Genomic DNA, 14,550 nt, shown 5'->3' with positions numbered 1-14,550 from the left:
TTATGTGCTTATCCGTTCCTTCAAAAGTTGTTGAAATACATGATGATGCAAGCATTACTGTCGATACGCTAGGCGTAAGGCGTCGAGTTAGCAGTCATTTAATGGCTGAACCATTAGCATTAGGAGACTTTGTACTTATCCATATTGGTTTTGTAATGAATAAAATTGATGAGAAAGATGCGCAACTCAGTCTTGATTTATACCAAGAGATTGTTGAAAAAATGCAAATGGAGTCAATGTGATGCTCACCCTTAATGACTTTTATCAAGGATTTCGAGATCCGAAAACCATTGGTCATTTAGCGGCGCTTATCAAACAAACTGCCGCTAAAACCAATCAACAAATCAATATAATGGAAGTGTGTGGCGGCCATACCCACACCATTATGAAATACGGTTTATTGCAATTACTGCCTGACAATATTCGCTTTATACATGGTCCAGGTTGCCCTGTGTGCGTGATGCCCAAAGAGCGTATTGACCATGCTGCGGTACTCGCAAGTCAGGACAATGTCATTTTAGTCACCCTGGGTGACATGATCCGTGTGCCCGGTTCAATGGGCAGTTTGGCGCAGTTTCGATCCAAAGGCTGCGACATTAGGCCTATTTACGACCCACTTGATACGTTAACCATTGCTCGAGATAACCCGGATAAAACCGTGATCTTTTTTGCCATTGGCTTTGAAACCTCAACGCCAATGACCGCAGCATTAATTGCCCAGGCTGAAGCACAAAACATCCCTAACCTGCTGTTTCATATCAATCATGTGTTAGTGCCTCCTGCAATTGATGCGGTGATGGCCGACAGCCGCGCCCAGGTAAATGCGTTTATTGGCCCGGCACATGTGAGCGTCATCAGCGGCGCTAAAATCTATCAAGCTGCGGTCGACACTTACCACACACCTGTTGTCGTGTCAGGCTTTGAGCCTGTAGATGTGATGGAGTCTATTTTACGCATTGTGAAACAAAAAGTGGCTGGCGAAGCCGTTTTAGACAATCAATACAGCCGCTCGGTGACCTATGACGGCAACCTGGCTGCGCAACAGCTCGTCGATACCTATTTTACCGTGCGTGATAGCTTTCGCTGGCGCGGTTTAGGCCCAATCGCCAAATCTGCACTGGCCTTAAAACCTGAATATCAGCATCGCGATGCAGAGCGCATCTATGTTGACGTATTACCCACAACCGAAATTGATGATCATAAGGCGTGTCAGTGCGGCGATATCTTACGGGGATTAGCCAATCCCAAAGACTGCAAAGTGTTTGGCCGAGGGTGTACACCGCAAACGCCTTTAGGCAGTTGTATGGTGAGCTCAGAAGGCGCTTGTAACGCTTATTATCGCTATGGAGAGGTGCAACATGCCAACTAAAAAGACCGTGCAACTAAGCCATGGTGGTGGCGGTAAAGAAATGAATCAATTAATCACCGATTTATTTTTTACAGCATTTAATAACCCAATCTTAGCCTCACAAGAAGACGCGGCCAAGTTGAACATGTGTGGCCATATTGCCTTCACCACTGACTCGTTTACCGTATCGCCGTTATTTTTTGCTGGTGGCGATATAGGCAAATTAGCTGTCGCAGGTACGGTGAATGATCTGGCCATGATGGCTGCGCAACCAGAATACTTAAGTTGCAGCTTTATTATTGAAGAGGGCTTTGCCATCGATGACCTCAAAACCATCGTTAATAGCATGGCTGAAGAGTTACATAAATCGGGAGCAAGAATTGTCTGCGGTGACACCAAGGTGGTACCAAAAGGCTGTGCTGATGGCTTATTTATCAATACCTCAGGGATCGGACGCATTCTCAATCCCGACATTTCAGCACGGAATTTACAGATTGGTGATGCCATTATTGTCTCTAGAGACATAGGCCGACATGGCGCGGCAATATTAATGGCCCGTGATGGCCTAACCCTTGAGTCTTCCCTGTGCAGTGACTGCGATACCCTATGGCCTATTGTTGAACAGCTATTGGCTGCCAATGTTAAAGTCCACGCCATGCGCGATGCGACCCGTGGCGGAATTTCAGCAGTATTAAATGAATGGGCGGCGGCTTCAAACGTGGGTATTACCGTCGATGAAGCTCATATTCCAGTCTGTGATGAAGTCAAAGGCTTGTGCGAGCTATTTGGTTTTGAACCCTATGATTTAGCCAACGAAGGCACCTTTTTATTGTCGGTACCTAAAGACATTGCCGAGGGTGTCATTGAAGTGATGCAACGTTACGGCCATTGCGAGCAAGCAGCCATTATTGGTCATGTGACTGACAATCAAATAGGCAAAGTGATTTTAAACACCCCGTGGGGCAGCAGCCGTTATTTAGATTTACCTCAGGGTGAATTACTCCCCAGGATTTGTTAATGCACGAATATTCGATAGTCATGTCGTTAATGGAACAATGTGAAGCACTTGCCTTGCAAAACAATGCCAAAGGCATTGAGCAAGTCGAACTTAAAATTGGTATTTTGAGCGGTGTTGAACCGGCTTTACTGGCTCAGGCTTTCGATACGTTTAAGTTGGAAACGGTATGCCATAACGCCAAGCTAATCATGAATATTCAGCCATTAGTGTTGCAGTGCCGCGATTGCGATAAACAGTCGCAGGTTGATGAACGCACCATTATCTGCCCAATTTGTGGTGGCAATAACACCTTAGTGACGGACGGTGAAGACATGATGCTAATGCAATTGATTTTAGAGACATAAAGACGGGTTTATAAGCGACTCACGCGACACAGAACAAGTAATGTTAAAACACACAATAACGACAAAAGTGAACACAATAAAAGGACCACACCATGAAATACTTATCACTTGCCTTTATCCTTGCCGCTACTCCATCTCTTGCTATGGCACATGAGGGACACGGCGGTGTTGGATTATTTCATCACTTAATGGATCTGTCGCCTGCCATTGCACTGGTTGCGATTGTGGCGTTTATCTATTGGAAACGCAGCAAATAAATACCGCTATTAGCAACATGCAGAACGCCATAAGTACAAAAGCCTTCCATTACTAATGGAAGGCTTATTGTGTTGTCTATTATCCACGAAAGTGGTTTAGAACATCTCTGCTGGCATGGCCATAATAGACTTATCACCTTGATTAACTTGTGATAAGTGGTATTGAGACTTAGACAATAACTTGTCCATATAAAAATCGGCTACATACTGCTTTTGCGCTGCAAAGGTCGAGTCTTCATGGCTTGAAGCTTTATCGGCCATTAATAACCAGAAGTAGCCATAAAGTGCATAACCAAACGCATCTAAGAAATCAACGGCACATGAATTCACTAGTGCTGGTTGGGTTTTCTTATTGTCATTGATGTAATTGGCTGTCACTAATAACTCAGCAAATACCGCACTCACCTTAGCTTTATGTTCAGGGTTCGCTTGAGTTAATTCAACAAGACTGGCATTCACTTCAGCAACAAATTCAGTCAAGGTGGCCACATTATCGTAAGTGATTTTACGGCCTAAAAAGTCAATGGCTTGAATACCATTAGTACCTTCGTAAATTTGGGCAATACGGGTATCACGCACAAACTGCTCGATACCTGTTTCACGAATATAACCATGACCACCAAACACTTGCTGACCCATTACGGTTGAATCTAAGCCGCGATCGGTTAAAAACGCTTTTGAAACTGGCGTAAGTAAACCCACATAACGCGCCGCTTTTGCTTGCACATCGCCGCTGGCGTACTTGGCTAAATCCAGTTGCTTACCGGTATACACTGACAACGCGCGCCCAGCTTCAGTCATGGCGCGAATCGTGAGTAACATACGACGCACATCGCCATGGACAATAATAGGATCAGACACTGCGCCAGTTGCAGAACCCGCTGCAGCAACGCCTTGTAAACGCTCTTTGGCGTAATCGCTGGCCATTTGATAAGCGGCTTGACCGTTACCTAAGCCTTGTAAACCAATGGCTAAACGCTCGTAGTTCATCATGGTGAACATGCACACTAAACCACGATCTGGCTCACCGACTAAGAAACCTTTGGCATTATCATAATTCATGACACATGTGGCAGACGCTTTAAGGCCCATTTTGTGCTCAATTGAACCCACAGTAACGCCGTTGGCATCACCTAGGCTACCGTCAGCATTAACACTGATTTTTGGCACGAGGAATAACGAAATCCCTTTCGAGTTTGGCAGTTTAGCCAGAACTAAGTGAATGACGTTTTCAGTTAAATCCTGGTCGCCGCCGGTAATGAAAATCTTGTTGCCGGTAATAGAATAACTGCCATCATCTAAAGGCTCTGCTTTAGTACGAATACCTTTAAGATCAGAACCGGCATGTGGCTCGGTCATGTCCATTGCGCCAGCCCATTGGCCAGAATATAAATTCGGTAAGTAAGTTTGCTTTAATTCATCGTTTGCGTGCGCATGAATACACAATGCTGCGCCGGCTGTTAGCGAGTTGTAAAGTGTGAAAGAGTTACAGGTGCTGTAGCCCATTTCGTCAACCAACACGCCTAACATTTTAGGCATGCCCATGCCGCCAAACTCAGCTTCGCCGCATAAACCTACCCAACCGCCTTCGGCAAATTGGTTATAGGCTTCTTTAAAACCATCTGGGGTAATAATGTTATTGCCACTGTGAACCACGCCCTGTTCATCGCCATTACGGTTTAAAGGTTGCAGTAGATCACGGCTAATTTTGGCTGATTCATCTAAAATGGCCAATGCTGTATCCATGTCAACAGTCTCTGCCATTGCAGGAAGTTGTTCCCACGTTGTAGGCGCATCAAAAACCTGTTCTAACAAGAATTGCATGTCTTTTAATGGGGCTTGATATGGGTACATAAAGTTCTCTTAAACGAATAATTAAAACAGTTGTTTTAATTTATACTAAAGCGTAACAAAATGGAATGGTTTTTTAACCAAATACCAATCCGCATTAAATAAGTGTGACCTTTTACGATTTCATTAAGTTATTCGACATTAGCCCAGATCAATGAGTTACAATTGCTCGCTCAGCAGTGTCATTGAGCTTAAGCGATAATGAACACGCCATCATGTCGAAACGTTAAAAGTGAACTTGAAATAATGCCTTCTTCTGATAACCCCGTCGCAACTGAATCGCAAAATATTCTGCCTTACCAAAACGTGACCATTATTGGTAATGGTCAAGGAGAGTGGCAACCTGCCATAGAGGGTCACACCTTTGTGTTTAATGCGACCCAACATCAAGCGCCCAATGTGATCAATATTTGCAATGGACCTTATGCTGAATCAAGTCATGCCTTTGTCGTCAGCAACGGCCCTGATAATGGCCAATTAGTATCATTATTAACGCAAGTTGCAGAGACACTTAACTCGCAACTTAAATGTTGGCCATCTTCGGGGTTAGTGACCAGCTTTTTAATGACAATAGTCGCAGCACAAGTATCCGTACAACGTATGTCGTTAATGCCATCATTAAGGCGTTCATCATCATTGGCAGCTGATGAGTATTTACCTTGCATGGTGCATAATTGGCTTGGGGAACGTCGTCTTGCATTAGGTTTAACCTTAACGCATAACACTATTGTGTGGCCGGAGTTGTTAATCGATCAAGCTAGCATTCCTGCAGAGCTTGATACCCGAGTTGAGCAACCTGATATCAATCCATTTGCAGTGTTATTGAGTGATTATGTGCGTCGCAGTAAACGAGATACTCAGCCAGCATTTAGCTTGGCTACGGCGCAATCGTTAGCATTACAAGTCACCACTGAGCGCCCTGCACAGCCCGATTTACAATACGCGCTGTTAGCTGCGTTGAGCAATTTACCCAGCGTGCATTGGTTATCGTATGCGACTCAAGATGATTTAATCACCGCTGAAGCCCTTTTTTATAATGAGACCCCGCAAACTCAAGCCAGTTATTGGTATTTAGTGGATTACCAGGCCTCACAGTTTTTGGATAACATTCGCCATCATTTAGCGTACTGCCAGCAAGTCTTTGCGTTAACGGCAAAACCCACGGCAGAAAACGAATCGTAACCTGTATTGATGAACGGTCACAACTAAGTGAGCTCAACTCGGGTTAATACCATTTTGCTTTATTCAGTGATAACTCAGCGAGAATTTAAAAGGGCTTAAATAAGGCGTATGACTGAATGAATAGTGGTTCTTTTTCGAAGTCATCTACTCTGGCTTAACCATACTAAAATGGTCATACGCCCGTTGCGTTGCAATTCGGCCTCTTGGCGTGCGTTGAATAAAGCCTTGTTGAATTAAAAACGGCTCAAGTACATCTTCAATCGTTTCTCTGTCTTCGCCAATGGCTGCAGCAACGTTATCTAATCCTACTGGGCCGCCCATAAACTTATCGATAATCGCTAATAAGAGTTTACGGTCTAAGTAATCAAAACCTTGTTCATCAACATCAAGTAAATCAAGGGCATATTCAGCAACTTCTTGAGTCACAATGCCGTCATGTTTAACTTCAGCATAATCGCGAACACGGCGCAGTAACCGGTTAGCAATACGTGGCGTGCCGCGTGAACGGGTAGCAATTTCGATTGCACCTTGATGATCAATTTCTAATCCCATCACTTTGGCAGAACGAGTCACAATGGTGGTGAGATCTTTAACATTATAAAATTCTAACCGTAGAGGAATGCCAAAACGCGCCCGCAGTGGTGAAGTTAACGCTCCAGCTCGAGTTGTAGCGCCGACTAACGTAAATGCCGGTAAATCGAGTTTAATGGAACGTGCAGCGGGGCCTTCACCAATCATAATGTCGAGTTGGTAATCTTCCATTGCGGGATACAGAATTTCTTCTACGACGGGGCTTAATCGGTGAATTTCATCAATAAAGAGAACATCGCCTTGTTCAAGGTTGGTTAATAACGCCGCTAAGTCACCCGCTTTTTCAAGCACGGGACCTGATGTCGATTTAATATTCACGCCCATTTCATTCGCCACAATCATAGCTAACGTGGTTTTACCTAAACCTGGCGGGCCAAAAATAAGCATATGATCTAATGCTTCACCTCGATTGATTGCCGCTTGAATAAACACTTTAAGCTGGGCGCGAGTATCGTCCTGCCCGGTGTACTCATCCAACATTTTCGGTCGCATTGCACGGTCAATTTGTTCATCTTGACCTTGTACTTGCGGTTGGATCAGGCGATCAGCTTCAATCATTATGTAGATACCCTAGTCTGTATATTCAACGTGTTATAACATCGACTTTAATGCCGCTTTAATCAGCGTTTCAGAACTCATGCCATCAGCATATGCCGCAGAAACCGCTTTACTGGCCTGGGCGGGTTTATAGCCTAATGACAATAACGCTGATATGGCATCTTCTTCTGCACTGTCTGCAACTGGTGTTGGTTTATAGTTGCTTTGCAACATAAATTCACGTTCCGACCCAACAGAAGCTTCAAGCAAGCTTTTGAGTTTGTCGCGCATTTCAATCACTAAACGTTCAGCAGTTTTCTTACCTACGCCCGGTAACTTCACTAACGTCACAATATCGTCACGTTCAACACAAGAGACAAACTCTGAAGCGGTCATTCCCGACAAAATAGTTAACGCCAATTTAGGACCTACTCCGTTGGTTTTAATCAATAACCGAAATAATGCCCGTTCTTGTTTGGTAATAAAGCCATACAGTAGCTGCGCGTCTTCACGCACAACGAAGTGAGTGAACAACATCACCTGCTGATTAAGTTCGGGGAGTTCATAAAAACTGGTCATGGGCACTTGTAACTCATAACCCACACCATTTACGTCTAGCACCACTTCAGGTGCTTGTTTTTCCGCTAATATCCCACTGAGTCGACCAATCATTTGTATCTTCCGTAAGTTCTGCTACTCGCCTTACCGCCCATAGCAATAAGACTTTGATAAGTATGAAAATGACACACTGCGACCCCTAACGCATCCGCTGCATCTGCTTGTGGCGCGGCGGGCAATTTTAACAGTTGTTTTATCATGTGCTGTACTTGTGTTTTTTGAGCACGTCCGGTACCCACTACGGCACTCTTAATTTGGGTCGCGCTGTATTCGGCCACCGGTAAATTAGCGCAGGTAGCAGCAACAATGGCGGCGCCACGTGCCTGACCCAGTTTTAATGCCGAGTCGGCATTTTTTGCCATAAAAACTCGCTCAATCGCAAATTCATTAGGCTGATATTGGGTAATAATTTCGCTTAAACCTGCATAAATCTGCTGTAAGCGCTGGGGTAAATCATCGGCCGAGGTGCGGATACACCCACTGCCTAAATAAATTTGTTGTCTACCATGGCATTGGATCACGCCATAACCGGTAATACGTGAGCCGGGATCGACCCCTAATATGATCATAGATTATCTAATGCTTCCATGACGTCATCTGAAATCTCAGCGTTATGATATACCTCTTGTACATCATCGTGATCTTCTAACATGTCAATTAATCGTAAAAATTTCTCTGCGGTATCGATATCTAATTCCGCTTTAATTGAAGCAACCATGGTCACTTCTGCGTTAACAGCTTCAAGTTCGCCACTGTCGAGTGCATCTTTTACTTTGCCAAATGTTTCTGGGCTGGTAAATACATCCATTGCACCGTCATCATGAGTAACCACATCTTCAGCGCCCGCTTCTAGCGCTAGCTCCATCAATGTGTCTTCATCAGTATCATTGTTGTATGAAATCACACCTGATTTGGTAAATAAATACGCCACTGAACCGTCGGTACCTAAATTGCCACCCGATTTATTAAAGGCATTACGTACACCAGATACTGTCCGGTTACGATTATCTGTCATGGTTTCGACCATCACGGCAGTTCCGCCTGGGCCATAGCCCTCATAAATGATGGTTTCAAGTTGTTGGCCGTCGACTTCACCTGCGCCACGTTTAATGGCACGCTCTACGGTGTCGCGAGTCATGTTATTTGATAAGGCTTTATCGATGGCGGCGCGTAATCTTGGATTCGCATCGGGGTCTGAGCCACCTTCTCGAGCCGCAACGGTGAGTTCACGGATAAATTTAGTAAATAATTTACCACGCTTAGCGTCTTGGGCTGCTTTGCGGTGTTTAATGTTGGCCCATTTACTGTGTCCTGCCATATTAAGCTCCCTTTTCGTTCAAGTACAAAATCATACTTGTAAAAAACAGACCGAGGCAGCAGCCTCGGTATGTGGTGCCCTTTAAGAGCGAGTGAAGTTGAACATTAAAAACTATTCTTCCGTTTTTGCCTTTTCAATCACGGCAATGCCTAACTCAGTTAACTGAACTGGATTAGCAAAACCTGGCGCGTTAGTGAGCGGACACGCAGCTGTGGTTGTTTTAGGGAATGCCATAACATCGCGAATTGAGGTAGCACCCGTCATAAGCATAATAATACGGTCTAAACCAAATGCTAAACCAGCATGTGGCGGCGTACCATAACGTAATGCTTCAAGTAAGAAGCCAAACTTCTCTTTCGCTTCTTCGGCTTCAATACCTAAAATATTAAATACCGTGCTTTGCATTTCAGCATTGTGAATACGTACAGAACCACCGCCTAATTCGCAGCCATTCAATACCATGTCGTATGCATCAGAAATAGCCGCTGCTGGATCGGCAGTTAATTCTGCTGGGCTAATACCGCGTGGTGCAGTAAATGGGTGGTGGACTGCATGGAAACCGCCATTGATTTTCTCAAACATTGGGAAGTCAACAACCCACATTGGGCGCCATTGACCTTCAAGTAAATCAAAGTCTTCACCCGCTTTTAAGCGCAATGCACCCATGGCTTCTGCAACCACGTTGGCTTTGTCGGCACCAAATAAAATGATGTCGCCAGTTTGTGCACCGGTACGGCTAATAATGTCGTTAACAATGTCTTCAGATAAAAACTTAAGTACTGGAGATTGAATCCCATCCATACCCGCCGTTAAATCGTTAAGCTTCATCCATGCTAAGCCTTTAGCGCCATAAATGCCGGCATACTTAGTGTAATCATCAATTTGCTTACGAGACAATGATGCCCCAGTAGGAATACGAAGCGCTGCTACGCGACCTTCTACATCATTAGCTGGGCCGTTAAATACCGCAAACTCTACGTCTTTAACTAAGTCAGCAATATCCACTAATTCAAGTGGGTTACGTAAGTCTGGCTTATCAGAGCCATAACGCTTCATCGCTTCTGCGTAAGACATACGCGGAAACTCACCTAAATCGACATTGAGCAAGTCTTGAAATAAACCGCGCATCATTTGCTCAGTTTTTTCCATCACTTGCTCTGATGACATAAAGGATGTTTCGATATCGATTTGAGTAAATTCAGGCTGACGATCAGCACGCAAATCTTCATCGCGGAAACATTTCACAATTTGATAGTAACGGTCAAAACCCGACATCATCAGTAATTGTTTAAATAGCTGCGGCGATTGCGGTAATGCAAAGAATTGACCTTTATAAGTACGGCTAGGGACTAAGTAGTCACGCGCACCTTCTGGTGTTGCTTTGGTTAAAATAGGGGTTTCGATGTCTAGGAAGCCATTACCATCTAAGAAACGACGCACGGCACTGGTCACTTTAGCACGGAAGATTAAACGCTCGGCCATTTCTGGGCGACGTAAATCTAGGTAGCGATATTTAAGACGTTGCTCTTCGCTGTTGTTTTGGTAATTGTCCATGCTCAGTGGCAAGGGGGCTGACGCATTGATAATGGTCAGTTGTTTACCCAAGATTTCGATTTCGCCGGTTTTCATTTGTGTATTGATTTGGCTGTCTGGACGAGCACGAACCAATCCTTTTATTTGAACACAAAATTCACTGCGCAGTGTGCTTGCAACGTCAAAGACTTCTTTTAAGTCTGGGTCATAAACAACCTGAACGAGTCCTTCTCTGTCGCGTAAGTCTAAAAACACAACTCCGCCTAAATCACGACTACGGTTTACCCAACCGACTAAAGTAACTTCTTGATCAAGATGAGACTTATTAATGTCTCCACAATAATGACTGCGCATTGAACTCTATCCTTTATCCACAAAGCGGTAGTTTTGGAAATCGAAAACGATAAAAACGGCATTATATACCGTGACTCAAACTTATGCATTGAAGTATCAGTTAGTTTGTGTGAATTAACCATACCTGTCGTACATAAACACGGTTGACTGACTGAAAAACCAACAAAACCTTAGCACTAGTTCATTTTAAATTGATGGCCGCCAATTTTTTTAGCTTGATACATTAACTGATCCGCGGTTTTGAGTAACGACAGTGCGGTATCGGCATCGTCGGCAAATACGGCAATACCGATACTGGCTGAAATATTGACACTAATGCCGTCTATTATTATTGGCTTTTTAAAGGCTAATAATATGTTGTCTGCCACTTGTCGCGCGCTGCCTTTACTGTCGATATGGTTGAGTAGTAATACAAACTCATCACCACCGAATCGGGCAACGGTATCAGACTCTCGTGCACATTTAGACAATAACACCCCGACACGATGCAATAGTTTGTCGCCAACATGATGACCATGAAGGTCGTTAACCACTTTAAAACCATCCAAATCGATAAATAATAATGCAAAGCGTTGATTGTCACGATGATGTGTCAATACCGCTTGCTCGAGCCTGTCTTCCAGTAAATTACGATTGGGCAGGCCCGTTACGTTATCATGATTGGCCATAAATTTAAGGTTATCTTCGGCTTTAATTCTTTTTTCTATTTCGTTATTTAACCGTCGATTCGACATTAAAATAACCAAGGCAATAAGCGCCAAAATAACAAAACCTACCACCGATATTTTTAACCACCGTTGGTATAATAACGAGTCACTATTTAAATCCAGTGCCACCCACTTTTGATACATATTTTGCTGTTCGTTTTCATCCACTGTCGCAATAACACGATCAATCAATGGCACTAAATCTTTAACGCCTGGGAATAAACCTATTCGGCTATGCTGTTCTGTTAATTCAGCGACTAAAGACAATTTTAAACTGGGGTATTGCCCGCCTTTAAGGGTGGCGGCCAATGTGGCAACTTGCTCAACAAACATATCTGCACGGCCATTAATCACCGCATTAATACCGTCTTTGGTATCTGCCACGATAACCAGCTCTATTCCCGGATATTGTTGGCGTAATTGATCAATAATATGGTAACCATCGACAACCGCTAAACGTTTACCGGCAACTTGCGAAATATTAAAAATAGGCGGCTGAGTTAACGAGGTCACTATCGCCCAAGGTGATGGCCAATAAGGCGACGAAAATGCAAGCGTATTCTCTCTTGAGGGGGTTTGTGCCATGCTCGCGACTAAATGGATTTCGCCTTTAGTTAAATCATTTACCATTTTACCAAAATCGTCATAGGCAACAGGAATAATGGTGAGATTAAGCTGCTTAACGAGTAAATTTTTAATGTCGGCATTGACCCCTAAAAACTGACCATTTTTGCCTTGAAACTCCATTGGAGCCCAATTTTTAAGGTAACCCATTTTAATGGCACCTAAACTGCTAATGTATTGCTTTTGCTGGGTTGTTAATTTGATTTTACTTGCGCTTCCAGTAAAAAAGCGGTCGTCTGGATTAATAAGCCATTTACGTTCAATTTGTATTTGTTCTTCAACCGAAATTAAATTAAAGCCCGCTTTAATTCGATCGGCTAGTCCGCTGTCATCAATACGCGTTAGCGTATACATGTCTGTAATAAATTCTATATTGGTATATTGGTGAAACTCAGCCCAGAGTTTATTGGCTAATAAATAGTGTGATGTCATCGCTGCAGAAGATACAAAACCGATAATCTCATCGTTATGTACTGCTTTAATCATTTCATCTAACGTATCGTAAAAACGTAATTGAGCTTTAGGAAATGCGCTTTTAACTTGCCCGATATACGGTGCAGTTGGAAATACGCCAATCCTCATGGTCGATTGTTCGATATTTTCAATGTGTTGTTTACGGCTAAAAAAACGACTTTTAACAGAAATAATATGCCACGCTTGTTTCAAACCTGAGCGCATTTCTTTACTTTCTGGGTAGCCAATCTGAACATCCGCCACACCCGTTTTGACATCGTCAATCGTGCTATTCATATCACCTGTGACAAAGTCGATATTGATACCAGTTTTTTTAGACCATAATTTCCATAGGTCCACTAACATCCCTGCCGGTAGCCCATCCGTCCCCATATCAGCATAGGGCTCTACCCCATTTTGCATGGCAATAACGACACCAGAGGTTTGTTTATGATACCCAAGCCAGCGACGCTCAATTTGCTTAATCACTTTAGGAGAAATTAATTCAAAACCATGATTGATTTTGTCGATAAGTTGTTGATTACCTTTATTTACAGCAGGAGATAACCCTATTTTTTTGATGAGAATACGAGATGAACTGTAAAAGTTAGCGGCAATATCTTGCTCTAATGCGACATTACGTTGATAACCTTCAATCCCTGCGAAAACAAATAAATCGCCATTGGCGGCTGCTTGCAGTAATTGCTCTCGGTTTTTATAACGCTTAAAACTTAATCTTGGCTCAAGATCTTTAAGCATCACTTCATGAGATGAGCCATCAACGATGCCAATTTGATAAGGAATTAAATCACTAATGCGCTTTTTACTGTTAATGGATTTATGAACATAAAGATAGGCATTTAAGGTAGTAAAAGGGTGTGCAAAATCAAATACGCGTGAGCGTTCTGCCGTTTCAGTCATGCCAATATGAACATCAGCATGCTTTTGTTCAAGTTGCGTTAAAGAGGCCAGCCAATGTCGAGCCACAAATCGTACCTTGGTATTGGTAATCGTTGACCACTCACGCCACAAGTCAACTAATATACCTGCAGCATTACCCTGCTCATCTAAATATTCAAAAGGATAAGTGTCTTCGCCCATGACAATCACTAAGGGCTCAGGAGAATACAGCTTAGCATCCTCATCGGCATGAACGGCAGTGGCAGGCAAGCATAGCGACATCAACATGAATGCCAGCGCCCAAGATATCAATTTCAAGTTTTTTCCCTAATACTTTTAATTTTGATGAATAAACAAGCTTGTTTTTATACGCGATATTCTGTTGTTATTCGCGACATACATTAGGGCCTGTAGATCTTTCGAGGTTGTTTTAGCAGCAAATTGTTGGCCACTACTCACATATACAACTGCGCGGCAGAGACTTTGAGGTGTAGTTATTCTACATAAAAAGTCGATAACGCAGTAAAAATGGCCAACAAACGCTGCCCGTAGGGTTCGGCTAAAAACGTTTTACTCTTTGTTGAATGAACTTTGCTTAGATGACTAGGCATCAATCCATTCGCCTCGATTAAAACGTTTTTAACTCAAACAAAATTCAACCAGAAAAGATCAACAGGCCCTAGAGTGTTAAACAAAGTTAATAAGATGGCGAATACTCGCTTTTCTTGTTGAACACGACCGCGACAATCCAATTGTTATATTTATGTAATGCTGAATAAATAATATCATTATTTTTAAGATGATCGCGCTAATTTTATCTTGTTAACATGCCCTGTTGTTGTTTTTATAGTCAATAGCGGAGAGTCGACCAATCAAAATAATTTACTTTGGAAGGCGCTGACGAAAGTCAACGAC

General features: G+C 43.2%; 13 protein-coding genes. 6 read left to right on the top strand and 7 right to left on the bottom strand.

Features of this window, described 5'->3' with window-relative positions; all coding sequences use genetic code 11:
* The first annotated feature begins 2 nt into the window (after nt 1-2).
* The 5 genes from ACROAE_RS06805 (at nt 3) to ACROAE_RS06785 (ending at nt 2,967) form a co-directional block, all read left to right on the top strand.
* Entirely contained in the window at nt 3-242 is a 240-nt protein-coding gene (locus ACROAE_RS06805) for a HypC/HybG/HupF family hydrogenase formation chaperone (protein WP_432400235.1), read from the top strand.
* The gene (hypD, locus tag ACROAE_RS06800) at nt 242-1,369 is read left to right on the top strand and encodes a hydrogenase formation protein HypD (protein WP_432400355.1); all 1,128 of its coding nucleotides are present in this window, start codon (nt 242-244) and stop codon (nt 1,367-1,369) included. Before ACROAE_RS06805 ends, hypD begins: the two co-directional genes overlap by 1 nt.
* A complete protein-coding gene (hypE, locus tag ACROAE_RS06795) occupies nt 1,359-2,366 on the top strand; it encodes a hydrogenase expression/formation protein HypE (RefSeq protein WP_432400234.1) in 1,008 nt (335 codons plus the stop codon). The genes hypD and hypE overlap by 11 nt, the downstream gene beginning before the upstream one ends.
* Nucleotides 2,366-2,710 (top strand): hydrogenase maturation nickel metallochaperone HypA, encoded by a 345-nt coding sequence (locus ACROAE_RS06790; RefSeq protein WP_432400233.1) that lies wholly within the window; start codon nt 2,366-2,368, stop codon nt 2,708-2,710. Before hypE ends, ACROAE_RS06790 begins: the two co-directional genes overlap by 1 nt.
* Before the next feature lie 92 nt (nt 2,711-2,802).
* A complete protein-coding gene (locus ACROAE_RS06785; RefSeq protein WP_432400232.1) occupies nt 2,803-2,967 on the top strand; it encodes a hypothetical protein in 165 nt (54 codons plus the stop codon).
* Between the two features lie 96 nt (nt 2,968-3,063).
* Here the strand turns inward: ACROAE_RS06785 and ACROAE_RS06780 are convergent, their stop codons facing one another.
* Nucleotides 3,064-4,821, bottom strand: coding sequence for an acyl-CoA dehydrogenase C-terminal domain-containing protein (locus tag ACROAE_RS06780; RefSeq protein WP_432400231.1), 1,758 nt, complete (start codon nt 4,819-4,821; stop codon nt 3,064-3,066).
* Nucleotides 4,822-5,064: 243 nt separating this feature from the next.
* On the opposite strand from ACROAE_RS06780, the gene ACROAE_RS06775 reads away from it, so the two are divergent.
* The gene (locus tag ACROAE_RS06775; RefSeq protein ID WP_432400230.1) at nt 5,065-6,000 is read left to right on the top strand and encodes a hypothetical protein; all 936 of its coding nucleotides are present in this window, start codon (nt 5,065-5,067) and stop codon (nt 5,998-6,000) included.
* A 144-nt stretch (nt 6,001-6,144) separates the two neighbouring features.
* Here ACROAE_RS06775 and ruvB read toward each other — a convergent pair whose 3' ends face one another.
* The 6 genes from ruvB to ACROAE_RS06745 form a co-directional block, all read right to left on the bottom strand.
* Nucleotides 6,145-7,149: a Holliday junction branch migration DNA helicase RuvB gene (gene ruvB, locus ACROAE_RS06770; protein WP_432400229.1), complete on the bottom strand. Its 1,005-nt coding sequence runs from the start codon at nt 7,147-7,149 to the stop codon at nt 6,145-6,147.
* A 33-nt stretch (nt 7,150-7,182) separates the two neighbouring features.
* Complete coding sequence (ruvA, locus tag ACROAE_RS06765) at nt 7,183-7,800, bottom strand: Holliday junction branch migration protein RuvA (protein WP_432400228.1); 618 nt, start codon at nt 7,798-7,800, stop codon at nt 7,183-7,185.
* Entirely contained in the window at nt 7,797-8,315 is a 519-nt protein-coding gene (gene ruvC, locus ACROAE_RS06760) for a crossover junction endodeoxyribonuclease RuvC (RefSeq protein WP_432400227.1), read from the bottom strand. The genes ruvA and ruvC overlap by 4 nt, the downstream gene beginning before the upstream one ends.
* Entirely contained in the window at nt 8,312-9,064 is a 753-nt protein-coding gene (locus ACROAE_RS06755) for a YebC/PmpR family DNA-binding transcriptional regulator (protein WP_432400226.1), read from the bottom strand. The genes ruvC and ACROAE_RS06755 overlap by 4 nt, the downstream gene beginning before the upstream one ends.
* Before the next feature lie 111 nt (nt 9,065-9,175).
* The gene (gene aspS / locus ACROAE_RS06750) at nt 9,176-10,951 is read right to left on the bottom strand and encodes an aspartate--tRNA ligase (RefSeq protein ID WP_432400225.1); all 1,776 of its coding nucleotides are present in this window, start codon (nt 10,949-10,951) and stop codon (nt 9,176-9,178) included.
* A 176-nt stretch (nt 10,952-11,127) separates the two neighbouring features.
* On the bottom strand, nt 11,128-13,953 hold the full coding sequence (locus ACROAE_RS06745) for a transporter substrate-binding domain-containing protein (protein WP_432400224.1): 2,826 nt from the start codon (nt 13,951-13,953) through the stop codon (nt 11,128-11,130).
* Nucleotides 13,954-14,550: the final 597 nt, after the last annotated feature.

Origin of the sequence: Shewanella sp. MF05960 (assembly GCF_050849305.1) — a bacterium.
Lineage (GTDB): Bacteria > Pseudomonadota > Gammaproteobacteria > Enterobacterales > Shewanellaceae > Shewanella.
The sequence above is the reverse complement of the archived record's forward strand: the minus strand, read 5'-3'. Positions and strand labels throughout refer to the sequence as shown.